Raw genomic sequence first — 25,161 nt, 5'->3', positions numbered from 1 at the left:
AGACCGTGCCTATATCTCTAAGCGGGTGCAAATGTACAACTCTTTTTTAATCCTGCAATACTTTTTAAAAAATATTTCAAAAAAAATTTAAGACCGTTGTTTTTTGCTTTTCCGAACACCTCTAGTTGTTCTTTTTAGCGGGTGCAAATATAGATCGCTTTTTCAATCCCACAAACTTAATTGGCGTTTATTTTGAATTATTTTTTTGGCAATTAACTAAGCATTTGAAAAGCTATGACTTAGCTAAAAAATAAATTTAGAACTTTTTATACCTTAATATATATGCTATTTCTAAAAAGATAGTTGAAACCATTGGAAAATATCAGTTGAAACCCTAGCCCTTACTACAAATAAACTTTAAAATACTTCTTTATCATATTACTAAAAGAAATAAGAATACCATAAAGTCAATATTGCAAACCGTCGAAACTAATAGTATCTTTGCACCCTAAAATTTTTCAGTATATGATAGCCATTACCCTACCAGACGGAAGTGTAAAGCATTTTGATGCAGGAGTTACACCTATGGATGTAGCCAAAAGTATTAGTGAGGGATTCGCACGCAATGTTATTTCGGCATCCTTTAATAATGTAAATGTTGAAACAACCACACCTTTAACGGAAGATGGAAGCCTTGTATTATATACGTGGAATAATGATGAGGGGAAAAAAGCTTTCTGGCATTCTTCTGCACATATTCTTGCTCAAGCTTTGGAACAATTGTACCCTGGAGTCAAATTGACTATAGGCCCAGCAATCGAAAATGGTTTTTATTACGATGTTGATTTTGGCGACAAAACCATTTCAGAAAAAGACTTAAAAGAGATCGAAGATAAGATGGTGCAAATTGCTCGCGGAAAGTTTGAGTTTTCCATCCGTGAATCTTCAAAAGCAGATGCTTTGGAGTATTACAAAAAACAAGGCAATGAATATAAAGTTGAACTGATTGAGAATTTAGAAGACGGAACAATTACTTTCTGCGACCACGATACATTTACAGATCTATGCCGAGGCGGACATATTCCCAATACCGGAATTGTAAAAGCTATTAAATTAATGAGCATTGCCGGAGCTTATTGGAGAGGTGATGAAAAGAACAAACAACTTACACGTATATACGGAATCAGTTTTCCGAAGCAAAAAAACTTAACTGAGTATCTGGAATTATTAGAACAAGCCAAACAACGTGACCATAGAAAGCTCGGGAAGGAACTGGAGCTTTTCACTTTCTCACAAAAAGTTGGACAAGGTCTCCCCCTTTGGCTACCAAAAGGAGCCGCTCTAAGAGAAAGACTTGAAAATTTTCTAAAAAAAGCCCAGAAAAAAGCTGGATACGAAATGGTTATTACGCCTCATATTGGTCAAAAGGAACTGTATGTTACTTCTGGACATTACGCAAAATATGGAGCAGACAGTTTTCAGTCTATAAAAACTCCAAACGAAGGCGAAGAGTTTCTATTGAAACCTATGAATTGTCCACACCACTGCGAAATATACAATAGTAAACCATGGTCATATAAAGATTTACCGAAACGTTTTGCAGAATTCGGAACCGTTTATCGCTATGAACAAAGCGGTGAGCTTCATGGATTGACTCGTGTTCGCGGTTTTACTCAAGATGACGCACATATTTTCTGTACTCCCGACCAATTGGATGACGAGTTCAAAAAAGTGATTGATTTGGTTTTGTATGTTTTCGGCTCTTTAGGTTTCGAAAATTTTTATACGCAAGTTTCTTTACGCGATCCAGAAAAACCGGAAAAGTATATAGGAAGTCTTGAAAACTGGGAGAAAGCTGAAAAAGCAATTATAAGCGCCGCAGAATCAAAAGCACTTGATTATAAAATTGAATATGGCGAAGCTGCTTTTTACGGCCCGAAATTAGACTTTATGGTAAAAGATGCCTTAGGAAGAAGCTGGCAATTAGGAACAATTCAAGTGGATTACAACCTTCCAGAACGATTTGAATTGGAATACAAAGGTAGCGACAACGAGATGCATCGCCCAGTAATGATTCACCGTGCACCTTTTGGAAGTATGGAACGCTTTATAGCAATTCTTTTGGAACACACCGGAGGAAACTTTCCACTTTGGTTGATGCCCGAACAGGTGAGTATTTTATCATTAAGTGAAAAATATGAAAAATACTCCCAAAAAGTTTTAAATTTGCTTGAAAATGACGAAATTCGCGCCCTTGTTGACAATAGAAACGAAACAATTGGCAAGAAAATTAGGGAGGCTGAAATGAACAAAATCCCGTATATGCTGATTGTTGGGGAGCAAGAAGAAAAAGATGGAACGATTTCTGTACGTAAACACGGTGAAGGTGATTTGGGTACAATGACACCAGAATCCTTTTCAGAATTGATTCAACAAGCTGTAAAAGACGAATTAAAAGAATTTAATGTTTAACTAAAATTAGTAAGCCATAGCAATACGAAGAAAAAGAAGTAGAGGCCCTGCAAGGGTAATTAAGGAAGATCAACACAGAATCAATGGAAAGATTCGTGCGGAAGAAGTACGTCTTGTAGGAGAAAATGTTGAAATAGGAGTTTATCCTTTAAAAAAAGCGCGTGAATTTGCCGAAGAGCAAGAACTAGATCTCGTTGAAATTTCACCAAATGCAAACCCTCCAGTTTGTAAAGTAATAGACTATAAAAAGTTTGTTTACGAACAGAAAAAACGTGAAAAAGTCCTAAAGGCAAAAGCAACCAAGGTTACCATTAAGGAAATCAGGTTTGGCCCAAATACGGATGATCACGATTATGATTTTAAAAAGAAACACGGCGAAAAGTTTTTGCAAGAAGGTTCAAAATTGAAAGCGTATGTTTTCTTTAAAGGACGTTCTATCATTTACAAAGACCAAGGTGAAATTTTGCTTTTGCGTCTTGCCCGAGATCTTGAAGAATTCGGAAAAGTAGAGCAAATGCCAAAACTAGAAGGCAAGCGAATGATTATGTTCATTGCCCCTAAAAAGAAATGATACTTCAGTTTTTATAAAAACCGAAGTTTACAATAAAGCGAAATAATAAATAAAAAGCAGGAAACATGCCGAAACAAAAAACAAAATCCAGTGCTAAAAAGCGTTTTAAGCTTACAGGTACAGGTAAAATTAAAAGAAAGCATGCGTTTAAAAGCCACATCTTAACAAAGAAGAGCAAAAAACGCAAACTTGCACTGACCCATGATGGGTTGGTAGACAAGGCCGACGAAAGCAATGTTAAGCAAATGCTTCGATTGAAGTAATACCGCTTAACCGGTTAAAACAATTTATTTAAACCCTGGAGTAGTGCAATAAAAGTATTCAGTAATATGAATCGCCTGCTACAAAAAAAACAAAATTATGCCAAGATCAGTAAATTCAGTTGCGAAGAGAGCCCGCAGAAAAAAGGTTCTTAAACAAGCCAAAGGTTACTTTGGAAGACGTAAAAACGTATGGACAGTTGCTAAAAATGCCGTGGATAAAGCAATGCTTTATTCATACCGTGACCGTCGTACCAAAAAGAGAAATTTCAGATCCTTATGGATTACCCGTATCAACGCGGGTGCAAGACAGCATGGAATGTCTTATTCGCAATTTATGGGAAGTTTAAAAAATAGTGGAATCGAACTTAACCGTAAGGTTTTGGCAGATTTGGCGATGAACCACCCAGAGGCTTTTGCCGCAATAATAAACAAAGTAAAATAAGACATTTATAAACTAATTATTTCGCCTAAAAACCGCTTCAGCTATGAAGCGGTTTTTTTTATGCGAAATTTTCAACTAAAGAAGTTTCTGTATCTTCGTTAAAAACAGACAAATGCTTCGTTCCGTAATTCTTCTTTTTATAATCCTTTTTATTTCGGAAGGGGCTCTTCTCGCGCAAAAAGGAACTGGAAAACGATATAGAATTGATAGATATGAATCTATTTATCTTCCCTTAGGAAAGATTTCATTTGCCGATAAACTTCTAGAATACAAAGTTGGGTTGCCAGCTCCCATTCAAAAATATAGAGACAGTACGCAATGCCTACACGAACCAAACTATAAAAATTATCAAACCCCAAACTTCATTTCCCTAGGCTGCGGTGGAAGTTTGACTGTTGAATTTACTGACAATGGTTTTATGAACCTGCCCGGCGATGATCTTTACCTTTTTGAAGTTGGACCATCTCAAGAACCGGCTAAAGTAGAGATTTCACAAAATGGTACAGATTGGGTATATGCAGGGAAAATTGCAGGTGGAAAGTCTTCAATAGATTTAAGTAAGGCAGGAATTGATGAAGAAACTGTTTTCTATTTTCTGCGTATTACAGATTTAAAAGATCTCTGTAAAAGTAAAAGCGCTGGTGCGGATATTGACGCAATCGGAGCTATAAACAGCGTAATAAAACTAACTATTGATGCTGACGTTTTATTTGATGCAGCAAAATACAATTTAAAGGAAACAGCTAAAAAGAGTATTGATTCCCTCACAACATTCATCCAAAAAATTGACAAAGCAACAATATTGATTCAAGGCCATACCGATAGTGACGGAGATGATACTTCTAATATGATACTGTCTGAAAATAGATGTATTTCAGTAAAGAATAGATTGATTGAATTTTTTGGTGAAAATCCATTGTATGAATTCGAAATAAAACCTTTCGGTGAAAGTAAACCACGTGTTCCAAATGATACTGAAGAAAACAAACAAAAAAACAGAAGGGTGGAAATTACCGTTTTACCACCAAAGGATTACTATGAAAGCATAGAACAACATTAAGTTTTTTGCTTTTTCTTTTTTGCAGCAGGGAATAAAACGTTATTTAAAATAAGTCTATAACCTGGAGAATTGGGATGTAACGCCAATTCAGTTTTGGCATCCCCTACTCTATGTTGATAATCTTCTGGGTCGTGGCCACCGTAAAAAGTAAAGAAACCCTTCCCTTTTATTCCGTGAATGTAACGTGCCTCACCGTTACTCTTATTCTCTCCCATTACCAAAACATTGCTTTTAATTTCATCTGGGTCAAAAGAAGTGGTCTGTCCCATAAATCCCTTTACCAAAGAAGTATGATTTTGGCAAAGCATTGTCGGAATCGGATCCCATTTTGCTGAATAATCCATTAGTGTAAAGTAGTCGCTTTCCTTTGAAATTCGGCGTTTTTCGGTCATATCAATACTTGAAAACTCATAAACCATTGGGCTTCGCTCCAAAATATAGTCTTTAAAAGCAAAGGTTTGGTTATAATTAATTTTACTTTGGTATCCTGGTTCACTCGGATCACCATCAAACATAGGTTCACAAATATCGACACCTTCTGCAGAAAGGGCAATGTCAAAACTATCAGTTGCGCTGCACATTGCAAACATAAACCCTCCACCAATTACATAATCGCGGATTTTTTTTGCAACGTCTAGTTTTTCTTCGGAAACCTTATTATAACCAAGTTTTGTTGCAAGTGCTTCAGCTTTATTCTTCTCTTCAATATACCAAGGTGCGGAACGATAGGCACGGTAGAATTTTCCGTATTGTCCGGTAAAATCTTCGTGGTGCAAATGCAGCCAGTCGTAAAGAATCAACTGATCTCCTAAAACTTCTTCGTCATAAATTACGGTGTATGGAATTTCGGCATACGTCAAAACCATAGTCACGGCATCATCCCACGGAAGGTTTCCTTTTGGGGAATAGACTGCAATTTTGGGCGCTTTTTCAAGAACCACCGCGTCCATATTTTTGGAGGGACTGCTTATATCGGTAAGTATTTGTTCGGTTTTACTATCGGAAATCACTTCAAAGGAAACTCCACGAATCTGGCATTCCTTTTGAATTTCGGGAGAATCGGGCATTAAGAAAGAACCACCGCGATAGTTAAGCAACCATTTCACTTTTTGTTGCTTTTCCAAAATCCAATAGGTAATTCCGTAAGCTTTTAAATGTTCTTTCTGGCTATCGGCATCCATTGGAATTAGAATATACGAAGCTGAAGCTTTTATTGAAAAAAGGAGTAAAAATATGATTAGAATAAAACGTGTCATCATGCGAATATAACGACAATTTTTAAGCCATGTTTTAGATATGAAAAAATATAGTTGGAAACAAAGACCTTTACACAGTGTTCAACATGAAATATTAATTAAAAGGGAACATCATTATCATCATCTGCAGAAAAATCATCATTCATGGAACTTCCAAAAGCTTCATTTGCTGATGGTAAATTTTTGGTCTTAAAAGTATCATCATTAGCAGCATCGTTCATTCTAGAATGAATTTCAGTGGGAATGTCAAAAGTTTCAAGATTATCAAATTTACCTAAATTACCAACGAATTTGAGACGTATTTCATCTAAGCCACCGTTACGGTGCTTGGCAATTATAAGTTCAGCCTGGCCTGCCGTTGGAGTGTGTTCCTCATCATCCCATTCATCAATTTTATAATACTCTGGACGATAAATAAAGGACACGATATCTGCATCCTGTTCAATTGCTCCAGACTCACGAAGATCTGACAGTAATGGTCTTTTACTGCCGCCACGTGTCTCAACGGCACGAGATAACTGTGAAAGTGCAATTACAGGAATACTTAATTCCTTCGCCAATGCTTTTAAGTTTCGGGAAATAGTAGAAATCTCTTGTTCCCTGTTGCCTCCTTTTTGGCTTCCTCCAGCAGTCATTAATTGCAAGTAATCTACAATTATTAGCTTAATGCCATGTTGTGAAGAAAGTCTTCTTGCCTTTGCCCGCAAATCAAAAATAGAAAGTGAAGGTGTATCATCAATAAAAAGTGGTGCTTTTTCAAGACCTTTTACTTTTACATTTAACTGCTCCCACTCGTGCTTTTCGAGATTTCCAGTACGCAATTTTTCTGAACTCAACTGAGTTTCTGAGGATATTAAACGTGTTATAAGTTGCACCGAAGACATTTCCAAAGAGAAAAAAGCTACAGGAATATTGTGCTCAACAGCCATATTTCTAGCCATGGACAACGTTAATGCTGTTTTACCCATACCAGGACGCGCTGCAATGATAATTAAATCACTAGGTTGCCAGCCAGAAGTAAGATTATCCAGTTTGGTAAATCCAGACGGAACTCCTGAAAGTCCTTCCTTATTCGCTATTTCTTCAATTCTTTTCTTTGCTTGAATTACAAGATTCTGGGCAGTTTCTGAAGACCGTTTTATGTTTCCTTGTGTTACTTCATATAATTTTGCTTCTGCAGTATCTAAAAGATCAAAAACGTCCGTGCTTTCATTATAGGAATCTTCAATTATTTCGTTTGAAATTTTTATCAAACTTCTTTGAATATATTTTTGAAGAATGATGCGCGCGTGAAATTCAATATGTGCCGATGAAGATACTTTTTGGGTTAATTGAATTAAATAAAATTCACCTCCAACTAAATCAATTTTCCCTTGTCTCTTAAGTTGTGTTGAAACGGTTAATAAGTCCACAGGTTGGCTATCTTCGAATAGATCGTGGATGGCTTCAAAAATATGTTGATGCGCCTGTTTATAAAAAACTTCTGGATGTAGGATATCTATTACTTCATCTACTCCTTTTTTATCAATCATCAAAGCGCCAAGTACAACCTCCTCTAAATCAATAGCTTGCGGAGGTATTTTGCCTTTTTCAAGCGATATAACCTGCGAAGTACGGGTTGAAAAACTGGTTTGAGGTTTGATTTTTTCCATGAAGCGAATGTAAAGAAAATGTTAAGAGCAAGTATTGGTTTTATGTTGTTCTATATTAACCGTTCATCAACAATTGAACTGTTGAAAACTCGAAAATATTGTTAATAACCCGCAAAAAAATCCGAGGCTCTCGCTTCGGATTTACGGTATGATACGCTATAGTTAGTTCTAACTTTTGAACTCGCCCATAGCCAAATATTTATCCATTCTTTTATTGACAAGATCTGATGGGGATAACATTTTTAAAGTTTTATATGACTTTTCTATTGCGCCAGCGACCGTTGTAAAAGTTTTTTCACGATTGCTGTGAGCCCCCCCTAAAGGTTCCTTTACAATTTCATCAATTAGAGTTAGTTTTTTCATATCTATAGCAGTTAGTTTTAAAGCTTCGGCTGCTTGTTCTTTAAATTCCCAACTTCTCCATAATATAGAAGAGCAACTTTCTGGAGAAATTACAGAATACCAAGTATTTTCTAGCATCAAGACTTTATCGCCAACACCTATTCCTAGAGCTCCGCCGCTTGCTCCTTCGCCTATTATTATAACAATAATGGGCACCTTTAGTCGTGTCATTTCTAAAATATTTCGGGCAATAGCTTCGCCTTGTCCTCTTTCTTCTGCTTCCAAACCTGGAAATGCTCCGGGAGTGTCCACAAAACAAACTACAGGCACATTAAACTTTTCAGCAGATTTCATCAATCGCAATGCCTTTCTGTAACCTTCGGGATTTGCCATTCCAAAATTTCTGAATTGGCGGGTTTTTGTATTGTAGCCTTTCTGCTGACCCACAAACATATAGCTTTGGTCGCCTATTTTTCCGAGGCCACCAACCATTGCTTTATCATCCTTAAACCCTCTATCACCGTGGAGTTCTAAAAATGAATCTCCACAAATGGCTTTTATATAATCCATTGTATATGGACGATCTGGATGACGCGAAAGTTGCACTCGCTGCCATGGCGTAAGATTTTTATATATATCTTTTTTAGTGTCGTTCAGTTTTTTTTCAATCTGTTTGCAAGTATTGGTTACATCAACATTACTTTCAGTACCAATTAGGCAGGCTTTTTCATATTGTTCCTGCAATTCTTTTATAGGGAGTTCAAAATCAAGATATTCCATAATTTTTTCCTTCGTTTTATAAAGGTTGGTGTACAAAGATAAAATTTTGTTTTAGGTGTTAGACAATCTTCGTCGTTTTCTTTCCTGTGTAATTTTAATGATTCCATTCGCTACAACTGTAAGCAATATAATTACTGCTCCATAATAAAACTGAGGGCTCATGTTTTCAGAATCGCCTAAAACAATAAGAGCCAAAATGATACCGTACACAGGTTCCATATTTATTGTAAGCATTACGGTGTATGGACTTATCCATTTCATTACGTGTATTGATGCTATAAAAGCATAGGCAGTACAAGCAGAAGCCAATATTATTAAATATATCCAGTCGTGAGCAGAAACAGTAAAAAATTCTACCGTAAATTTTCCCGAAAAAGCTAAATAAATTGTAATACCTAAAACGCCAAACATCAACTCGTAAAATGAAATTACAGATGCTTTATTTTTAAGTACGAATTTTCCATTGATTACAGAAAATAGTGCACTCAAAAATGCTGAAATCAGAGCCAAAATAATTCCTAAAGTATAGGAAGACTCTACATCAAAAATTATATAAAGGCCCACAACTACAATGAGTCCAAATAAAACTTCGTATACTATTACTTTTCTTTTGTAAAACAGCGGCTCCAATATTGAAGCAAAAAATGCTCCCGTTGAGAGTACTGCAAGGGTAACTGAAACATTAGATGCTTTGATAGCTCCAAAAAATGTTAACCAGTGCAAAGCGATAATAATTCCCGCCAAGGCAAATCCTCCTAAGGTTTTCAGCGAAAACTTTAATTTCTCTTTTCTAAATTTCAGAAATACAAAAATTATTATGGAAGCTAAGAGCATTCGGTACCAAACCAATGGAATGGCTTCCAAAGAAATCAAGGCGCCCAATACGGCTGTAAAACCCCAAATAAAAACTATAAAATGGAGATGGAGATAGTTGAGGAGCTTATCGTTTCGCATTTCTTAAAAGATAGATTGCCAATATTGCAAAAACAAAATTAGGAAACCAGGTTGCTATAAAAGGAGAAAAATCACTTTGTTCAGCCATAGTTCCAAAAATTTTATCAAAAAATATAAATACCATCCCGATGCTTATACCAATAGCAAGGTTAATTCCCATACCGCCACGTCTTTTTACAGAGGAAACAGCAACTGCAATTATTGTAAGTATATATGCCGAAACAGGTAAGCTCCAGCGTTTGTAGCGCACTACCTCATAACGGTTTATATAAGATGACCCTCTAGCCTTCTCTTTTTTAATAAAGTCATTTAGTTCGGTAAAATTCAGCGTTTCTGCAATGTAAGTTACAGGGGTTAAATCTTCCAAGTCAAAGGAAAAAACAGTATCTAGTTTAGGCTTACTTTCCAATATATCCTGATTCTCGCCTATTTTTCTTTTATTATAATTAAACAAAGAGTAGGTGCTGTCCTTTTCGTTGTATTTAATCTGTCCTGCCGAAATTTTATAGGTCATCTTGTTACCTTCAAAATGTTCCAAAGTGAAATTACTACCTATTTTATCAGTAACGTTAAAGTAGCTTACGTAAATGTAGTCGTTATCATTTATCTGCGTGTAAACATTACTTTGGTCTCTATCCTGTTTTCCTTTTTTTAAATAATTATAGGAAAATTCATTAAAACCTTTGCTAGCCTTTGGCGCCAAATACATGCTGAAAATAAGTGCTGCAATACAAACAATGGTGGCACCAATAATATAGGGTCGCAGAAATCTGTAATAAGAAACTCCACTACTTAAAAAGGCTATTACCTCTGTATTATTGGCCAGTTTTGAAGTAAACCAAATAACCGATAGAAAAAGAAATAATGGGAAAAGTAGGTTTGCAAAATAGATAGTGAAATTATAGAGATAGATCATCACCTCTGTTAAAGGCACTTCGTTTTCTAATATTTTGTCTATCTTTTCTGCTAAATGGACGGTAATTCCAATAGGTATGAAAAGTAGTAAAAGCAGCGAAAAAGTGCCTAAATATTTCTTTAATATGTATCTGTCCAGTATACTGAGCATCTTACAATCTTTGATCCATTTTTTTGACCATCACGTTTTTCCAGTCGGTGAAAGTACCCGCTAATATATGTTTTCTGGCTTCACGAACCAACCACAAATAGAAACCTAGATTGTGAATTGTTGCTATTTGCCTTCCAAGCATTTCATTTACCGTAAACAAATGACGAAGATAAGCCTTACTGTAATCAGTATCCACCCAGGTAATTCCCATAGGATCAATGGCTGAAAGATCCATTTCCCATTTTTTATTTTTAATATTTATAGTTCCTTCGGAAGTGAAAAGCATTCCGTTTCTACCGTTTCTGGTTGGCATCACACAATCAAACATATCAATACCCAGTGCAATATTTTCCAAAAGATTCACGGGTGTTCCCACACCCATCAAATAACGCGGTTTGTCTTTCGGAAGAATTTCAGTAACCACTGCAGTCATTTCATACATTTCATCAGCTGGTTCCCCAACGGAAAGTCCACCAATAGCATTACCCTCTGCTCCTACTGAAGCAATATATTCAGCAGATTGTTTTCTTAAATCTTTATACGTACTTCCCTGTATAATTGGAAAAAAAGTCTGCCCATAATCATACTTTAAGGGTGTTTTTTCTAAATGTTTTATGCAGCGATCTAACCAACGGTGGGTCATGTGCATAGAGCGTTTTGCATAATTATATTCACAGGGATAGGGCGTGCATTCATCAAAAGCCATTATTATATCTGCGCCAATACTGCGTTGTATTTCCATTACATTTTCCGGTGTGAAAACGTGATAACTGCCGTCTATATGACTTTTAAATTTTACCCCTTCCTCTTTAATTTTTCTATTTGCTGAAAGTGAATAAACTTGATAACCGCCACTGTCAGTAAGAATATTTCGATCCCAGTTCATAAATTTATGAAGTCCGCCCGCTTTTTCGAGAATTGGTGTTTGCGGCCGAAGATATAAATGATAGGTATTCCCAAGAATAATGTCTGGGTTAATGTCTTCCTTAAGTTCACGCTGATGTACACCTTTTACGGTACCAACCGTGCCAACGGGCATAAATATTGGAGTTTCAATCACCCCGTGATCTGTAGTAATTGTTGCAGCGCGCGCGCTGCTTTGTAAATCTGTGGCTTCTAATTTAAAGTGCATGCAGCAATTTTTATTGAGGGCGCAAAGATAACAGTTATTAATTCGGAATTCTGATTTCTGATTTCTGAATTTTTAAGTATGTTAACAAAACTCTCAAATCGTTAATAAAAGCATACGTTTCAACTTTGAACGGCTCGCTGAATGCTTTACTTTTGACACTGAAAATTAAAACTAATTATGGCAGATTACAAAGCACTCGATGATTTGGTGGTTCAAGTCCGAAGAGATATTTTACGACAAGTACATAAAGTAAATTCCGGCCACCCTGGAGGTTCACTGGGTTGTACCGAATATTTTGTTGCGCTCTACAATGAATTGATGGAACGCAATGAAAACTTCACAATGGATGGAATTGGAGAAGACCTTTTCTTCCTTTCAAACGGACACATTTCTCCAGTGTTTTACAGCGTTTTGGCACGAGCTGGATATTTTCCAGTGGAAGAATTGAATACCTTCCGTCTTTTAAACTCTCGTTTACAAGGCCATCCAACAACGCACGAAGGTTTGCCAGGTATTCGCATTGCTTCAGGTTCTTTGGGGCAAGGCATTTCAGTTTCTATTGGAGCTGCATTAGCCAAAAAACTCAACAAGGATAAGCATTTAATCTACACCCTTTGTGGTGATGGCGAACTACAGGAAGGCCAAAACTGGGAGGCAATAATGTATGCTGCTGGAAATAATGTGGACAACTTGATTGTAACCATAGATTTAAACGGACAGCAAATTGATGGTTCTACAAACAACGTCCTTCCAATGGGAAATTTAAAAGCAAAATTTGAAGCTTTCGGCTGGGATGTAATGGATATTGAAAAAGGAAACGATTTAAAATCAATTGTTGATGGAATGAAAAAGGCAAAAGAAAAAACGGGCAATGGAAAGCCTATTTGTGTTTTGCTGCATACCGTAATGGGCAATGGTGTTGATTTTATGATGTACACCCACGACTGGCACGGAAAAGCTCCAAATGACGAACAATTGGAAAATGCACTAGCACAAAATCCTGTAACCTTGGGAGATTATTAAAATTGAAAATAGTTCAGATGAAAAAATACACAGATACAGGCAAAAAAGATACACGTTCAGGTTTTGGAGATGGATTAACGGAACTTGGAAAGAAAAACAAAAATGTAGTAGCCCTTTGCGCAGATCTTACCGGTTCGCTTAAAATGGATGAATTCAAAGAAAACCATCCCGAACGTTTCTTCCAAATAGGAATTGCTGAAGCCAATATGATTGGAATTGCAGCAGGGTTAACTATTGGCGGAAAAATTCCTTTTACTGGAACTTTTGCTAATTTTTCTACAGGAAGAGTTTATGATCAAATTCGCCAAAGCGTTGCGTATAGTGGTAAAAACGTGAAAATATGTGCTTCGCATGCGGGTTTAACCTTGGGTGAAGACGGCGCAACACATCAAATTTTGGAAGATATTGGATTGATGAAGATGCTTCCTGGAATGACTGTAATCAACACGTGCGATTATAATCAAACCAAAGCCGCAACCATTGCAATTGCCGATTACGAAGGCCCTGTTTATCTTCGTTTTGGAAGGCCGAAAGTTGCAAACTTCACTCCCGCCGACCAGAATTTCCAAATAGGAAAAGCCGTTCAATTACAGGAAGGTAGCGATGTAACAATTATAGCCACTGGCCATTTGGTTTGGGAAGCATTGCAAGCTGCTGAAACACTAAACGAAAACGGAATTACAGCAGATGTAATAAACATTCACACCATAAAACCTTTAGATGATGAAGCAATATTAAAAAGCGTCAAAAAAACAGGTTATGTGGTAACTGCAGAAGAACACAACTTCTTGGGTGGTTTAGGAGAAAGTGTAGCTCGCTTACTTTCTACAAAACATCCCGCCCCTCAAGAATTTATAGCCACTCAAGATACATTTGGTGAATCTGGAACTCCAGAGCAATTGATGGACAAATACGGCTTGAATGCTTCAGCAATTGTAAGAGCTGTAGAAAAAGTAATTGCCCGTAAATAAATCTAAAAATTCAACATTAAAAAAGCCCCGAACTATAGAGTTCGGGGCTTTTTCACTTAATAAATATTTCTAAATATTAACTATCAGAATCTAAATAATCTGGAGTTCCATCACCATCCACATCGGGGAAAGTAATGTTTCCATTTCCATCTACTTCTATTTCAAATTTTGTTAGCCTTCCATCACCATCGTCATCGGCATCCAAATAATTTGGAATGTCATCTCCATCAGTGTCATCATCAATTAAGTAGCCATTACCATTAAGATCTTCCATATAAGAAGGAATACCATCTTCATCATGATCTGCTACTTCTGAGTCGAATAATTCAAATGAAAAAATAAGTTGATCATAAGCATTTAAGCCTCCCGTAGCAGTTGGGTATTGATAATAAGCTAAACCTGAAGGAATAAAAACTGCTCCAATTCCATACCCTTCAAAAGTAAGGGTACCATCAGGATTAGTTATAATATTAGAAGCGCCTCTAAATTTTATAATAGCTTGCTGCAATCCCCTAATTATTCCAGGCGATGTAGGAGTATCTACCAAATTGAATCTAACAGGTATTACAGAGCTGTCAAATAAATCTAGGTTCATTAACCTTCCTTCGTAGGTATTAAAAGTATAATCTGGAAAATTTGGTACCTCACCCTCACCTTCACGTACGTTTAAATAGTAAAGCTTATAACTAACATCGGTATCCACTACATCATCAACCTCTATAAAATCTACCTGCTCCATTAATGGGGTCTTTAAGGCATTATCTCCAGCAATTGTATCAAACTTCATATGAAAATTTTCAGGATCAGCTTGAAATTCTTCATAATTATAAAAATGGGTTTCCAAAAACTCTTCAATTTCAGCTTGCGCACGTATAGCTTCTTCTCCACGATCTCTTGGAGGTATTGGCGGAGTTACAGAATCATCCTTTTTACAGGAAACTGTAATAGTGAGCATTAAAACTAATAAGGCAAATGCATATTTAATTTTTATCATCATCAATTTTTTGTGGGCGCAAGATACAATTTTCCGCTATTTTTGTATAACACATTAACGTTGTTTTTGGGATAATAATTATGAGAATTGATAAATATTTATGGTGCGTTCGGTATTTAAAAACCAGAAATATTGCAACGCAGGCTTGCAAAAAAGGTTCTGTACGTGTAAATGGTGCTATTGTAAAACCTTCACGCGATGTTTACCCAGGAGATAAAATAACGCTGCGCAAAGAACAAATAAACTATGAACTTGAAGTCTTAGATTTACCTCCAAGTCGTGTAGGTGCAAAACTTGTGGATATTTACAGAAAAGACACAACGCCAAAAGAAGCTTTTGAAACCAATGAAATGCTACAATACGCCAAGACTTATTATAGAAAAAAGGGGGTTGGCAGGCCGACCAAAAAAGACCGCCGAGATCTGGATGATTTTACCGAAACCCCAGATGGAGAAACAGAAGCTTAATAACTATATTTAGAAAAACATTTGAAAATGCAAGACACAAGCACAGTAATCCTTGACAAAAAACAGATAGCGCACAAAATAAAAAGGATTGCCTATCAAATATATGAAAGCAACGTTGATGAAACACAAGTTGTAATAGCAGGAATCATGGATAATGGCTTTCTACTTGCAAAAAAAATAAAAACGGAAGTAGAGAAAATTTCACCAATAAAAGTTATGCTTTGCGAAGTAGTTATAGACAAAAAAAATCCAACAAATGAAATAAAGACATCATTGAAAAAGGAGGATTACAGTAACAAGTCGCTATTGTTGGTAGATGACGTGTTGCACTCAGGAACTACGCTAATCTATGGTGTTAAACATTTCTTGGAGGTACCGTTGAAACAATTTAAAACCGCTGTACTTGTAGACAGAAATCACAAGAAGTATCCTATAAAAGCTGACTTTAAAGGAATTTCATTGTCAACTTCCTTAAACGAAAACGTAGCAGTAATCTTTGAAAAAAACAATGACAGGGCTGTTTTAGAATAATTTCAATATTATTTTTTCTACAGTGTCAGCTATATTTCCCGAACCGTTATCAATAATCACGTTTGCTTGATTATAATAAAATGCTCTTTCAAAAAGATGTTTTCTTATAAAATCATTTAGTTCTTCTTCACGCTTTAGATGAACTAACAAAGGGCGTTTCAATTTTTCATTAAATAGTCTTGTGCTCAAAACATCTAGAGGTGTTTTTAAATATAGTGTAACTACATCTTTCGTTTCAGTCATAAAACTCATTGAATCTGCATAACAGGGCGTTCCACCTCCGGTAGCCAAAATGAGATTGCCTGGTACTGAAAGCGTTGTTTTAAGTATTTCGTTTTCAATTTTTCTAAAATAGATTTCACCTTTTTTTGAAAAGATTTCTGTTATGCTACAACTCTCTTGATTTTCAATAATTGAATCAAGATCTTTAAAAGTGAATCCAAGAACCGCTGCTAATTTTTTTCCAACAGAAGATTTTCCGCTACCCATATATCCAATCAAAACTATTTTCATACTTTTCAAATTACAAATTTTACCTTTTTAAGAAATAAAAACTAACACTTTTTTACAAAATTTCAATAAAACACGGATTTCTGAACAAAAATTATATTCGTGAACCCCTGTTTTTCAAGAGTTTTAAATTTTTATCAAATTTAATTGATTTTCGTTTTGAAAAATTAATTTAATGATAGTATATTTGCACCCGCATTCAAAGGAAGACCTGGTAGCTCAGTTGGTAGAGCACCTCCCTTTTAAGGAGGTGGTCCTGGGTTCGAGCCCCAGCCAGGTCACAAAGCCGAAAGTTACGTAAACAGTAATTTTCGGCTTTTTTCATGTTCATTATTACCTATACTATTTAACAGACGTTAATATAATAGCTAATAATTATGGCAAGTAAGATTTCTCTACCAAATGGTTGCTCTATGAGCACCCCATCAGTCAACCCAAAAAATTGGAAAAGCGGAGGTGCAACGCTCCTAAAAAAGAATTGGCAAATTCAATATTATTTCTACTCCGCAAATAACGAGAAAAGAAAGTTAGTGGCTATAAAGGGGATGAATGAGTTTAATAACTTAGAAGATCGAAGAGCCATAACCCAGGGGCTTATCGAAGACGAAATTGAAAATAATAAGAGTGGATATAATCCCTTCACCAAAACTTTTGTGAGCCCCGTCGACATAAATGCTGATTTACACCCATATTTGGATTTCATATCGGCTTTTAGAATCGCTGCCTCTAAAATAAGATGTACAAAAAAACATCGAAAAGAATTGGGGATTTGTATCAATCGCCTTGAAAAAAAGGTGGCGAAGTTGGGTTTACGGAAGGTCGTCATTGAACAGTTGACACGGCGACAATTGAAACAATTGCTCGAGTCCTGTAATTTACCAGATAATTACTTCAACAAATATTTATCGTTTCTATCGAGTTTGTTTGGCGAACTCGTCGAATATGAATGCTGTGAACATAACATAGTTCGGGATATTCGGAAACGCAAGATTATTAAAAAACAACGTGAGATATTATCATCCGAGCATCACAAAGCAGTAATGAAACATCTATACGTAAACCATTACGAGTTTTGGAGATATGCGAGAATATTTCTCTTTTCGGGGGCGAGAACTACCGAACTATTTCGTGTACAAGCAAAAGATGTAGATATTGAAAATCAAGAATACAACACGACTATCGCGAAAGGTAGTAATCCACATGAGGTAACTAAGGTTATTTTGAAAGAAGTTATTCCGCTATGGAATGAACTTCTAGAAAATACAAAACCAAATAGCTATTTGTTTTCAAAAGGTCTTAAACCAGGTATTAAACCGATATCATCATCACAAATAACAAGACGGTGGTCGAGACTGGTTAAGAAGTCGGATGATATTAAGGACGATGATGGTAATATGCCAACTTCGAGACTGCACAAGCATATTTAAATGAATTTATGGAAGAATGGGAAGCAATGCTAGAGTAAACAGAAAAAATTAATGGTTTATAATTTATTGCCAACTACTAAACGCTGCCTTAGGTTGGACCAATGAAGTATTAATAAAGTTGTATCTTATTTGAAAATAAATTTTATGAGAGTAAAATTCTTATTGCTATTCTTTTTTATTACTAGAGCGTTATTCAGTCAAAATTATATTCGCCAAGGGAAAGGCATTTACAATGAGGTACTATATACTTGGGATGGGACATATTTAAGACAGGGAAAAGGAAGTTACAATACGGTGCTCTATACGATAGATGAGCAATATATCCGTTTGGGAAAGGGAGCCTACAATACAGTTTTATATACGTGGGATGGACATTACCTTCGGCAGGGAAAGGGTGCATATAATACTGTACTCCTTACTTGGGATGGAAAATATATTCGAGAAGGAAAAGGGGAATACAACACAGTACTGTACACTTGGGATGGCACCTATTTAAGGATGGGAAAAGGGGATTACAACACAGTTATTTATACTATAACAGATGCGGTTCCTGTTGCTGTATTGATGTTATTGTGTATTTAAAAAATAAATCATCTATACAAGCAGAATAATTGGAAATGATGTCAGCATCTAACAATTTCCAAAAATTAGTTCCTATTTTTGAGGAATGAAGAAGCCCCAATTTTCATTCCTATTTTTTTGTCTTGTATTAATCATTTTACCACGAAAAATGACTGCTCAATATAAAATTGACAGTACTACTTACCACTTCAATCATATTGTAAATCCGCAGCACAGCTCAGATTTCCCTAATGCAATTAGTTATTATACCCGTTTAAAACAAAAGCACCTAAAAGGCAAGAACACCTATGAGGCTATCCAGGACTTACGGATGATTGCCATTGCTGAGTTTGAAATGGGAAATAGCTATGAAAGTGAAGCAGCAACTGTGGAAGCCTTTGAATTAATTGATACATCCTTTCATGCAGATACTTTAGTTGATGCCAAAAAAGGACTTTATAATCAGTTGGGCAAAATTTACCGGTCTACCTACAGATATGAAGAAACTATTAAAGCCTACACCAATGCCTTAAAATTCTCTTCAAATAGAAATGACAGCCTTACTCTTTTAAATAATACCGGCAATGTATATATGGATATGGGCCGCTATGAAAAAGCCTTGGAACAGTTTGACCTTGCCTTGATAAAAAGAGGGCTAAAGGAAAACACAATGGCCTATGCTAGGGTATTGAACAATAAAGGCGTGGCACAGGCTAAAATTGGGAACAGTGAGGAGGCTCTGGCAAATATGCAGCAGGCGTTGGAACTCAGGGAACTCGAAAACGATATGCAGGGCAAATATTCCAGCTATAAAAGTCTGGCGCACTATTATTTTGACCAAGGTGATACTAAGCAGGCATTGGAATTTGCAAACAAAGGATATGAGATAGCGAATAACATTAACAGCCTATCCTTTTTAGAAGATGCCCTTTCGCTTTTTGTAAGTATGAGCCCTGACCCAAGAGTAGTACAGTTTGAAAAAATAACCGATAGCATTACCAAGGAAAAACAACTGGCAGAGAATAAGAATGCTTTTATGAAATACAATGTGGAGAAGGAACGCAAAAATACCCTTGCTGCCCAATTGGAGAAAGAAAAGCAGAAAACGTGGACCATCTCGATATTGGCATTGGCTATAGTAGGGTTTTTGGTGAGTATTGTTCTTTATTTCACAATAAGGAACAAGCACAAACAGGAGAAGATCAAGCAGGTACATACAACTGAAAAGCGTATCTCCAAAAAAGTACACGACGAAGTTGCAAACGATGTGTACAGACTGATGGCGAAACTACAGAGCAAGCCTGCCGAAAAAGATGAAATTCTAGACGATCTCGAATCCATTTATAGCAAGAGCCGCGATATTTCCAAGGAAAACAGTGCCATTGATGTTGAAAATTTTCAGGAAATCTTGTCTGATTTGTTGTTGGGTTATGAAAACGAAAATGTATCTGTAATCCGAAGAGATAGCTCCCCCATTGATTGGAGCATGGTAACTGCTATTAAAAAAACCAATCTCTTTAGGGTATTGCAGGAGTTGATGACGAATATGGCAAAGCACAGTAACGCCACTACCGTGGTACTGAATTTCGAGCAAAAAGGAAAAGGTATTGCCATCAAATATGCCGATAATGGAAAGGGTGGTATATTAAAAACGAGCAATGGACTTCAGAATGCGGAATCCCGCATAAAAGCAATAAACGGAACGATTACTTTTGAATCAGAACCAAATAAAGGGTTTAAAGCAACTATAATTATTTGAGTATGTTTAAGAAAGTGCTAATTTCAGACGACCTCGATTGTATTAACCAGGGAGTAATAGCTGTATTGCAAGCTTTAAAGATTGAAGCTATTACCGAAGTTGTGTATTGTGATGATGCTTTCCTAAAAATAGAAAAGGCAAAATTGGAGGAAGCTCCCTTTGATTTGTTAATAACAGATCTCTCCTATATTCCTGATTTTAGGGAGCAAACTTTTTCGTCTGGGGAAGAACTAATAGCCACACTAAAATACAAACATCCCGAATTACCTATTATAGCCTATTCCGTAGAAGACCGATTACAGCGGGTGCGCTCCCTTGTTATGAATCACAAGTTAAACGGCTACGTATGTAAAGGCAGAAAGGGACTTGAAGAATTGAAGACTGCAATACATAAAGTTTTTGAGGGAGAAACCTATCTATCCCCCCAAGTTGAAAATGCACTCTCTAGAAAGTCTACCCCTGTTATAGAAGATTATGATATTGCCTTAATGGCACAACTGGCAAACGGTTTGTCACAAAAAGAAATCAGTGATTATTTTAGGAATGTAAATATTCAGCCTAATAGTTTAAGTTCCGTAGAAAAGCGGGTGGGGAAACTTTGCGTTCACTTTAAAGCCAAAAATGCCATCCATCTGGTGGCAATGGTGAAAGATTTAGGGTTAATTTAATGAAGAGCTTTAGGTTTTAGCCTGAAAATAATCATCGCTTTACGGAATCCCGTAAAGAAATGGGTAAATAGCTCCCGTACTTTGTACTGGAAATAACAATTCATATTCTGGGGAGAATTGTTTTGCCATGTTTCCAAAAACCGTTCTACTGTTTGGGTAGGACGGTTTTATTTTTCAGAAGGTTTTAAATTGGCTTTAAGGGGAGAAATTCAATTTCTTAGTTGTTCTGTTTTGGGTCATGATACTTCAAATTTTTAAGCTCTAAAAAATTATTTCACCCACTCCAAGCTCTTATTTAATTTCTGTCATTTTACTTTTAGTCTCAGTTAACACTTATAATTACTAGAATTGAAGAACTAGACGGATTACTTTTTAAATCTTTCCTTCCAGACCTCAAGAAATACTATTATCTTCGCACTATTATTAAAAAAACGTTCATTTTTATAATTTTGGGAATCAATCGTTGTTAGCACCTGTATTCATTGGTGTTCTCACTGATTTTGATCCTCTAATAAAATAAGTAATAATGAAAATTGAAGTCAATTTTTTAGGTGTTTTCTAAAATCTAATAACTTGAATTTTAACTGATTACGATTACTAAGTTTTGTGGCCTCTCACTTTTAAAGAGGTGGTCCTGGGTTTGAGCCCCAGTCAGGTCACAAAAAGTTAAACCCACGGTTTAACTTTTTTTGTTTAAGGCATTTCTTAAATTGCTTTAAATTTTAACGAGTATCCACCCGGGTGCTGGAATTGGTAGACAGGCATGGTTGAGGGCCATGTGTCCTTAGGGCGTGTGGGTTCAAGTCCCATTCCGGGTACAAATTTTATTTTATTGTTTAAAGAATTTATTATTTTTATAAACAGTATTCACTTCTTTTTAGTACATTAACCCAATATTTTAAAATAATTATTCTGTGGTCAAAAATGAATTTGGCATTAAAGATCTTGAAAATCTTTCAAACGTTAAAGCACATACTATTAGGATTTGGGAGAAACGCTACAATCTTCTCGAACCTGATCGTACCGATACAAACATCAGAAAGTATGATCTAAATAACCTTAAAAAGTTATTGAATGTTGCTTACCTATACAATGCTGGTCATAAAATTTCAAAAATTGCAAGCCTAGACGCTTCAGAAATTCAGACGTTGATAAAAAAGAGCATTAATGGGATTGACTCTGAATATGTGCTCAATATTTTTAAATCTGCAATGTTTGAGTTTGATGGGGAACTTTTTGACGATACGCTAGAAAAACTTTTAGAAAAGAAATCGTTCAGAGAAATTTTTTCGGACATTTTCGTGCCCCTGCTTAATGAAATGGGCATCCTATGGCATTCTGGAACTATTGATCCTTCTCACGAACATTTTATTTCAGAAAAAATAAAACATTCTATAATAGAGCATTCGGCAAAACAAAAAGCAAGTATTTCAGAGAAAAACAAACAGTTTTTTTCCCTTTATCTTCCTTATCAAGAAATTCACGAAATTGGCTTACTGTATGCCAATTACGAACTTCTTTCAGCAGGATTTAATACACTATTTTTAGGAGCTAATATCCCCTTGGAAAGTTTAATATATGTGCTCAAAACAAAAACGAAAGTAATTTTTGTAACCTATTTTACGGTACGTCCTGAAAAAGACAATTTTGAAAAATATCTCGAGGATTTTCAGAGTGAAGTACAATCTAAAGGTCCATGTGAACTTTGGGTTTTGGGGCGTAAGGTTGGGAAAAATACAAAGAATACGAAAAATGTAAAATTTTTCAAAGACATAAAACAGTTTACAGACCAAGTTGATAAAGGGTTAAATAATTGATATTTAATATCTTGAAAACTATCTTTTACGGCTAAACATCGTTCTCAATTATATGTTATTTATAGAAACTATATAAGAATATAAAAAATAGATTCTGCAAATCTCTTTTTTGTTTAAATAAAGTGTAAATTTGTTAAACAATATGAAGAAAATTGCTATTATAGGTTCTGGCTTCTCATCACTTGCTGCTTCTTGCTATTTGGCTCAGGCGGGAAATAATGTAACTATTTACGAAAAAAACCAAACCATTGGCGGACGTGCCAGACAGTTCAAAAAAGATGGTTTTACTTTTGACATGGGTCCTACGTGGTACTGGATGCCTGATGTTTTTGAACGTTTTTTTAAAGATTTCGATAAAACTCCATCCGACTTTTATGAACTTCAAAAACTAAACCCCGCTTACCGTGTCTACTATGGAACGGATGATTATATAACTATTGAAGATTCTCTTGAAAAAATATACACTGCTTTTGAAAATGAAGAAGCAGGAAGTTCTATAAAGCTTCGCGATTTTATGGATCAAGCCATGGACAATTATAACATTGCTATTAAAGATTTGGTATATAGACCTGGCGTTTCACCTTTAGAGTTGGTTACAGTAACCACAATGAAAAAGATTGGTCAGTTTTTTAGTACCATAAGTAAAGACGTTCGCCGTGAGTTTACCAATCCCAAATTGATTTCAATATTAGAATTTCCTGTTTTATTTTTAGGAGCAAAACCTTCTAATACACCTGCATTCTATAGTTTTATGAATTATGCAGATTTTGGACTTGGAACTTTTCATCCAAAGAAAGGAATGTATTCGGTAATTGAAGGAATGAAAACTCTCGCCGAAGAGTTTGGCGTGAAAATAATGACCAATCAAAATGTTGAAAAAATAAATGTAGAAAACGGAAAAGCTACTTCTTTAAATATAAATGGTGAAAAAATTAATGCCGATGTTATTCTAAGCGGTGCAGATTATCATCATACAGAAACACTAATGGATAAAAAATTCCGTCAGTATTCGGAAAGTTATTGGGAAAAGAAAACCTTTGCCCCTTCTGCCCTCCTATTTTATGTTGGCTTTAACAAAAAAATTGAAAATGTAGATCACCACACTTTGTTTTTTGATGTGGATTTTGAAAAGCATTCACAAGAAATATACGATTCGCCACAATGGCCTAATGATCCACTTTTTTACGCAAGCTTTCCTTCAAAAACAGATAAAAGTGTTTCTCCAGAGGGAATGGAAGCAGGTATTTTTTTAATTCCTTTAGCACCTGGATTGGATGATATTCCGGAATTGCGTGAGGAATATTTTGATAAAATAATAGAGCGTTTTGAAAAAATTACCAACCAAGAGGTTAAAAAATACGTTATATTTAAAGAATCCTTTTGCATCAATGATTTTATTTCTGATTACAACAGCTATAAAGGTAATGCCTACGGACTTGCAAATACATTGATGCAAACGGCTTTCTTAAGACCTAAATTGAAAAGCGGCAAAGTGAAGAATCTATTTTTCACTGGACAGCTTACCGTTCCCGGACCGGGAGTTCCGCCAGCCCTTATCTCTGGAAAATTAGTGGCTGGTTTAATCGAAAAAGAAAACAAAAATTGAAAGAGCTTTTTGACATAGTTTCCAAAAAATGCAGCAAAAATGTTACTGAAACTTACAGTACATCTTTCTCGTTAGCAACCCGAATGCTTGGTCCCTCCATTCGGCAAGACATTTACAATATTTATGGTTTTGTACGTTTTGCAGATGAAATTGTGGATTCGTTTCACGATTACAACAAAGAAGTTCTTTTCAGTCGCTTTGAGAATGCATTAGAAGAAGCATTATTTGATAGAATAAGCTTAAACCCTATTTTAAATTCTTTTCAGGACACGGTTTACAAATACAATATTGATAGAGCCTTAATAGATACATTTATGTCCAGTATGCGCTTGGACTTGACCAAAAGCGTTTATTCAACAACAGAAGAGTTTAATGAATATATATATGGTTCTGCTGACGTAGTGGGTTTGATGTGTTTAAACGTTTTTGTGAAAGGTGATACTGAAAAATATAATCAATTGAAAGAATCTGCTATGAATTTGGGATCGGCATTTCAAAAAGTAAATTTTTTACGTGATCTGAAAGAAGACTATGAAAACTTAAGCCGAACCTATTTTCCAAATACCAATCTTGATTCTTTGGATGAGGAATCTAAAGCTCAAATAATCCAAGAAATAGAAGAAAATTTCAACCAAGGTTATCAGGGTATTCTACAACTGCCGCACGATTCTAAGCTCGGTGTCTTTGTTGCTTATAGATATTATAAACGTTTACTGAAAAAGCTCCAGCAAACGCCTGCAACAGAAATTAAAAATGCCAGAATACGGGTTCCAAATGTTGAAAAAATCGGCCTTTTAACACGTAGCTACGTAAAATATCAATTAAATTTGGTAAAATAATTTTAAGGGAATTGTACCCCTAATAATGTGAAATGGCAATTCCCGAATTACAAATTTA

The 25,161-nt window shown here is 35.7% G+C and carries 24 protein-coding genes and 2 tRNA genes; 18 read left to right on the top strand and 8 right to left on the bottom strand.

Annotated elements, in window-relative coordinates:
- Nucleotides 1-465: 465 nt before the first annotated feature.
- The 5 genes from thrS (at nt 466) to AEQU1_RS12860 (ending at nt 4,748) form a co-directional block, all read left to right on the top strand.
- Nucleotides 466-2,412 carry a threonine--tRNA ligase gene (gene thrS, locus AEQU1_RS12880; RefSeq protein ID WP_111881734.1) on the top strand — a complete coding sequence of 649 codons (1,947 nt, stop codon included), beginning with the start codon at nt 466-468 and terminating at the stop codon, nt 2,410-2,412.
- A 58-nt stretch (nt 2,413-2,470) separates the two neighbouring features.
- Entirely contained in the window at nt 2,471-2,983 is a 513-nt protein-coding gene (gene infC, locus AEQU1_RS12875; protein WP_258455299.1) for a translation initiation factor IF-3, read from the top strand.
- 65 nt (nt 2,984-3,048) lie between these two features.
- On the top strand, nt 3,049-3,246 hold the full coding sequence (gene rpmI / locus AEQU1_RS12870) for a 50S ribosomal protein L35 (protein WP_111844725.1): 198 nt from the start codon (nt 3,049-3,051) through the stop codon (nt 3,244-3,246).
- A gap of 97 nt (nt 3,247-3,343) precedes the next feature.
- Nucleotides 3,344-3,688, top strand: a complete 345-nt coding sequence (gene rplT, locus AEQU1_RS12865) for a 50S ribosomal protein L20 (RefSeq protein ID WP_111881730.1) — start codon at nt 3,344-3,346, stop codon at nt 3,686-3,688.
- 112 nt (nt 3,689-3,800) lie between these two features.
- On the top strand, nt 3,801-4,748 hold the full coding sequence (locus tag AEQU1_RS12860; RefSeq protein WP_111881729.1) for an OmpA family protein: 948 nt from the start codon (nt 3,801-3,803) through the stop codon (nt 4,746-4,748).
- On the opposite strand, the gene AEQU1_RS12855 is transcribed toward AEQU1_RS12860, so the two are convergent.
- The 6 genes from AEQU1_RS12855 to tgt form a co-directional block, all read right to left on the bottom strand.
- Nucleotides 4,745-6,004 (bottom strand): asparagine synthetase B, encoded by a 1,260-nt coding sequence (locus AEQU1_RS12855; protein ID WP_111881727.1) that lies wholly within the window; start codon nt 6,002-6,004, stop codon nt 4,745-4,747. The genes AEQU1_RS12860 and AEQU1_RS12855 overlap by 4 nt on opposite strands.
- Nucleotides 6,005-6,102: 98 nt before the next feature.
- Complete coding sequence (gene dnaB / locus AEQU1_RS12850) at nt 6,103-7,656, bottom strand: replicative DNA helicase (RefSeq protein WP_111881726.1); 1,554 nt, start codon at nt 7,654-7,656, stop codon at nt 6,103-6,105.
- 168 nt (nt 7,657-7,824) lie between these two features.
- The gene (locus AEQU1_RS12845) at nt 7,825-8,778 is read right to left on the bottom strand and encodes an acetyl-CoA carboxylase carboxyltransferase subunit alpha (RefSeq protein WP_111881724.1); all 954 of its coding nucleotides are present in this window, start codon (nt 8,776-8,778) and stop codon (nt 7,825-7,827) included.
- A gap of 51 nt (nt 8,779-8,829) precedes the next feature.
- Nucleotides 8,830-9,732 carry a DMT family transporter gene (locus AEQU1_RS12840; RefSeq protein WP_111881723.1) on the bottom strand — a complete coding sequence of 301 codons (903 nt, stop codon included), beginning with the start codon at nt 9,730-9,732 and terminating at the stop codon, nt 8,830-8,832.
- Nucleotides 9,719-10,798 carry an LptF/LptG family permease gene (locus AEQU1_RS12835; RefSeq protein ID WP_111881721.1) on the bottom strand — a complete coding sequence of 360 codons (1,080 nt, stop codon included), beginning with the start codon at nt 10,796-10,798 and terminating at the stop codon, nt 9,719-9,721. The genes AEQU1_RS12840 and AEQU1_RS12835 overlap by 14 nt, the downstream gene beginning before the upstream one ends.
- A 1-nt stretch (nt 10,799) precedes the next feature.
- Complete coding sequence (gene tgt, locus AEQU1_RS12830) at nt 10,800-11,930, bottom strand: tRNA guanosine(34) transglycosylase Tgt (protein WP_111881720.1); 1,131 nt, start codon at nt 11,928-11,930, stop codon at nt 10,800-10,802.
- A 177-nt stretch (nt 11,931-12,107) separates the two neighbouring features.
- Between tgt and AEQU1_RS12825 the strand changes: the two genes are divergently transcribed.
- A complete protein-coding gene (locus AEQU1_RS12825) occupies nt 12,108-12,953 on the top strand; it encodes a transketolase (protein ID WP_111881718.1) in 846 nt (281 codons plus the stop codon).
- A gap of 17 nt (nt 12,954-12,970) precedes the next feature.
- Nucleotides 12,971-13,924, top strand: coding sequence for a transketolase family protein (locus AEQU1_RS12820; RefSeq protein ID WP_111881716.1), 954 nt, complete (start codon nt 12,971-12,973; stop codon nt 13,922-13,924).
- Nucleotides 13,925-14,000: 76 nt separating this feature from the next.
- Here AEQU1_RS12820 and AEQU1_RS12815 read toward each other — a convergent pair whose 3' ends face one another.
- Nucleotides 14,001-14,921 carry an FKBP-type peptidyl-prolyl cis-trans isomerase gene (locus tag AEQU1_RS12815; protein WP_146743753.1) on the bottom strand — a complete coding sequence of 307 codons (921 nt, stop codon included), beginning with the start codon at nt 14,919-14,921 and terminating at the stop codon, nt 14,001-14,003.
- 77 nt (nt 14,922-14,998) lie between these two features.
- Here AEQU1_RS12815 and AEQU1_RS12810 point away from each other — a divergent pair, with 77 nt between their 5' ends.
- Both AEQU1_RS12810 and AEQU1_RS12805 read left to right on the top strand, forming a co-directional pair.
- Entirely contained in the window at nt 14,999-15,385 is a 387-nt protein-coding gene (locus AEQU1_RS12810) for an RNA-binding S4 domain-containing protein (RefSeq protein ID WP_111881713.1), read from the top strand.
- A 27-nt stretch (nt 15,386-15,412) separates the two neighbouring features.
- Nucleotides 15,413-15,916: a phosphoribosyltransferase family protein gene (locus AEQU1_RS12805; RefSeq protein ID WP_111881711.1), complete on the top strand. Its 504-nt coding sequence runs from the start codon at nt 15,413-15,415 to the stop codon at nt 15,914-15,916.
- Here AEQU1_RS12805 and AEQU1_RS12800 read toward each other — a convergent pair.
- Nucleotides 15,908-16,429 carry a shikimate kinase gene (locus tag AEQU1_RS12800; RefSeq protein ID WP_111881710.1) on the bottom strand — a complete coding sequence of 174 codons (522 nt, stop codon included), beginning with the start codon at nt 16,427-16,429 and terminating at the stop codon, nt 15,908-15,910. The two genes, AEQU1_RS12805 and AEQU1_RS12800, sit on opposite strands and share 9 nt — an antisense overlap.
- A 205-nt stretch (nt 16,430-16,634) precedes the next feature.
- On the opposite strand from AEQU1_RS12800, the gene AEQU1_RS12795 reads away from it, so the two are divergent.
- From AEQU1_RS12795 to AEQU1_RS12755, 9 genes are all read left to right on the top strand, one after another.
- Nucleotides 16,635-16,707 (top strand) — tRNA-Lys (locus tag AEQU1_RS12795).
- Between the two features lie 132 nt (nt 16,708-16,839).
- Nucleotides 16,840-17,853 (top strand): tyrosine-type recombinase/integrase, encoded by a 1,014-nt coding sequence (locus AEQU1_RS12790; RefSeq protein WP_181566770.1) that lies wholly within the window; start codon nt 16,840-16,842, stop codon nt 17,851-17,853.
- Between the two features lie 144 nt (nt 17,854-17,997).
- Complete coding sequence (locus AEQU1_RS12785; RefSeq protein WP_111881707.1) at nt 17,998-18,435, top strand: hypothetical protein; 438 nt, start codon at nt 17,998-18,000, stop codon at nt 18,433-18,435.
- A gap of 148 nt (nt 18,436-18,583) precedes the next feature.
- Nucleotides 18,584-20,173 carry a tetratricopeptide repeat protein gene (locus AEQU1_RS12780; protein ID WP_111881705.1) on the top strand — a complete coding sequence of 530 codons (1,590 nt, stop codon included), beginning with the start codon at nt 18,584-18,586 and terminating at the stop codon, nt 20,171-20,173.
- Between the two features lie 2 nt (nt 20,174-20,175).
- Entirely contained in the window at nt 20,176-20,841 is a 666-nt protein-coding gene (locus AEQU1_RS12775) for a response regulator transcription factor (protein WP_111881703.1), read from the top strand.
- Nucleotides 20,842-21,576: 735 nt separating this feature from the next.
- Nucleotides 21,577-21,659, top strand: a tRNA-Leu gene (locus AEQU1_RS12770).
- 96 nt (nt 21,660-21,755) lie between these two features.
- A complete protein-coding gene (locus tag AEQU1_RS12765) occupies nt 21,756-22,658 on the top strand; it encodes a MerR family transcriptional regulator (protein WP_111881702.1) in 903 nt (300 codons plus the stop codon).
- 142 nt (nt 22,659-22,800) lie between these two features.
- On the top strand, nt 22,801-24,264 hold the full coding sequence (locus tag AEQU1_RS12760; protein WP_111881700.1) for an NAD(P)/FAD-dependent oxidoreductase: 1,464 nt from the start codon (nt 22,801-22,803) through the stop codon (nt 24,262-24,264).
- Entirely contained in the window at nt 24,261-25,103 is an 843-nt protein-coding gene (locus AEQU1_RS12755; RefSeq protein WP_111881699.1) for a phytoene/squalene synthase family protein, read from the top strand. The genes AEQU1_RS12760 and AEQU1_RS12755 overlap by 4 nt, the downstream gene beginning before the upstream one ends.
- Nucleotides 25,104-25,161 lie beyond the last annotated feature (58 nt).

It is taken from the genome of Aequorivita sp. CIP111184 (assembly GCF_900489465.1).
GTDB lineage: Bacteria > Bacteroidota > Bacteroidia > Flavobacteriales > Flavobacteriaceae > Aequorivita.
Note: the sequence above shows the minus strand (reverse complement) of the source record. Positions and strands in the feature narration are given on the sequence as shown.

What these genes read in the sequence shown, in the direction of transcription:
- AEQU1_RS12845 (WP_111881724.1), bottom strand. Translation starts at nt 8,778, where the DNA reads ATGGAATATCTTGATTTTGAACTCCCTATAAAAGAATTGCAGGAACAA.
- AEQU1_RS12805 (WP_111881711.1), top strand. Translation starts at nt 15,413, where the DNA reads ATGCAAGACACAAGCACAGTAATCCTTGACAAAAAACAGATAGCGCAC.
- AEQU1_RS12825 (WP_111881718.1), top strand. Translation starts at nt 12,108, where the DNA reads ATGGCAGATTACAAAGCACTCGATGATTTGGTGGTTCAAGTCCGAAGA.
- AEQU1_RS12835 (WP_111881721.1), bottom strand. Translation starts at nt 10,798, where the DNA reads ATGCTCAGTATACTGGACAGATACATATTAAAGAAATATTTAGGCACT.
- AEQU1_RS12815 (WP_146743753.1), bottom strand. Translation starts at nt 14,921, where the DNA reads ATGATGATAAAAATTAAATATGCATTTGCCTTATTAGTTTTAATGCTC.
- thrS (WP_111881734.1), top strand. Translation starts at nt 466, where the DNA reads ATGATAGCCATTACCCTACCAGACGGAAGTGTAAAGCATTTTGATGCA.
- tgt (WP_111881720.1), bottom strand. Translation starts at nt 11,930, where the DNA reads ATGCACTTTAAATTAGAAGCCACAGATTTACAAAGCAGCGCGCGCGCT.
- AEQU1_RS12860 (WP_111881729.1), top strand. Translation starts at nt 3,801, where the DNA reads ATGCTTCGTTCCGTAATTCTTCTTTTTATAATCCTTTTTATTTCGGAA.
- rplT (WP_111881730.1), top strand. Translation starts at nt 3,344, where the DNA reads ATGCCAAGATCAGTAAATTCAGTTGCGAAGAGAGCCCGCAGAAAAAAG.
- AEQU1_RS12760 (WP_111881700.1), top strand. Translation starts at nt 22,801, where the DNA reads ATGAAGAAAATTGCTATTATAGGTTCTGGCTTCTCATCACTTGCTGCT.
- AEQU1_RS12800 (WP_111881710.1), bottom strand. Translation starts at nt 16,429, where the DNA reads ATGAAAATAGTTTTGATTGGATATATGGGTAGCGGAAAATCTTCTGTT.
- AEQU1_RS12820 (WP_111881716.1), top strand. Translation starts at nt 12,971, where the DNA reads ATGAAAAAATACACAGATACAGGCAAAAAAGATACACGTTCAGGTTTT.
- AEQU1_RS12775 (WP_111881703.1), top strand. Translation starts at nt 20,176, where the DNA reads ATGTTTAAGAAAGTGCTAATTTCAGACGACCTCGATTGTATTAACCAG.
- AEQU1_RS12785 (WP_111881707.1), top strand. Translation starts at nt 17,998, where the DNA reads ATGAGAGTAAAATTCTTATTGCTATTCTTTTTTATTACTAGAGCGTTA.
- AEQU1_RS12790 (WP_181566770.1), top strand. Translation starts at nt 16,840, where the DNA reads ATGAGCACCCCATCAGTCAACCCAAAAAATTGGAAAAGCGGAGGTGCA.
- AEQU1_RS12780 (WP_111881705.1), top strand. Translation starts at nt 18,584, where the DNA reads ATGACTGCTCAATATAAAATTGACAGTACTACTTACCACTTCAATCAT.
- AEQU1_RS12810 (WP_111881713.1), top strand. Translation starts at nt 14,999, where the DNA reads ATGAGAATTGATAAATATTTATGGTGCGTTCGGTATTTAAAAACCAGA.
- dnaB (WP_111881726.1), bottom strand. Translation starts at nt 7,656, where the DNA reads ATGGAAAAAATCAAACCTCAAACCAGTTTTTCAACCCGTACTTCGCAG.
- AEQU1_RS12840 (WP_111881723.1), bottom strand. Translation starts at nt 9,732, where the DNA reads ATGCGAAACGATAAGCTCCTCAACTATCTCCATCTCCATTTTATAGTT.
- AEQU1_RS12855 (WP_111881727.1), bottom strand. Translation starts at nt 6,004, where the DNA reads ATGACACGTTTTATTCTAATCATATTTTTACTCCTTTTTTCAATAAAA.
- rpmI (WP_111844725.1), top strand. Translation starts at nt 3,049, where the DNA reads ATGCCGAAACAAAAAACAAAATCCAGTGCTAAAAAGCGTTTTAAGCTT.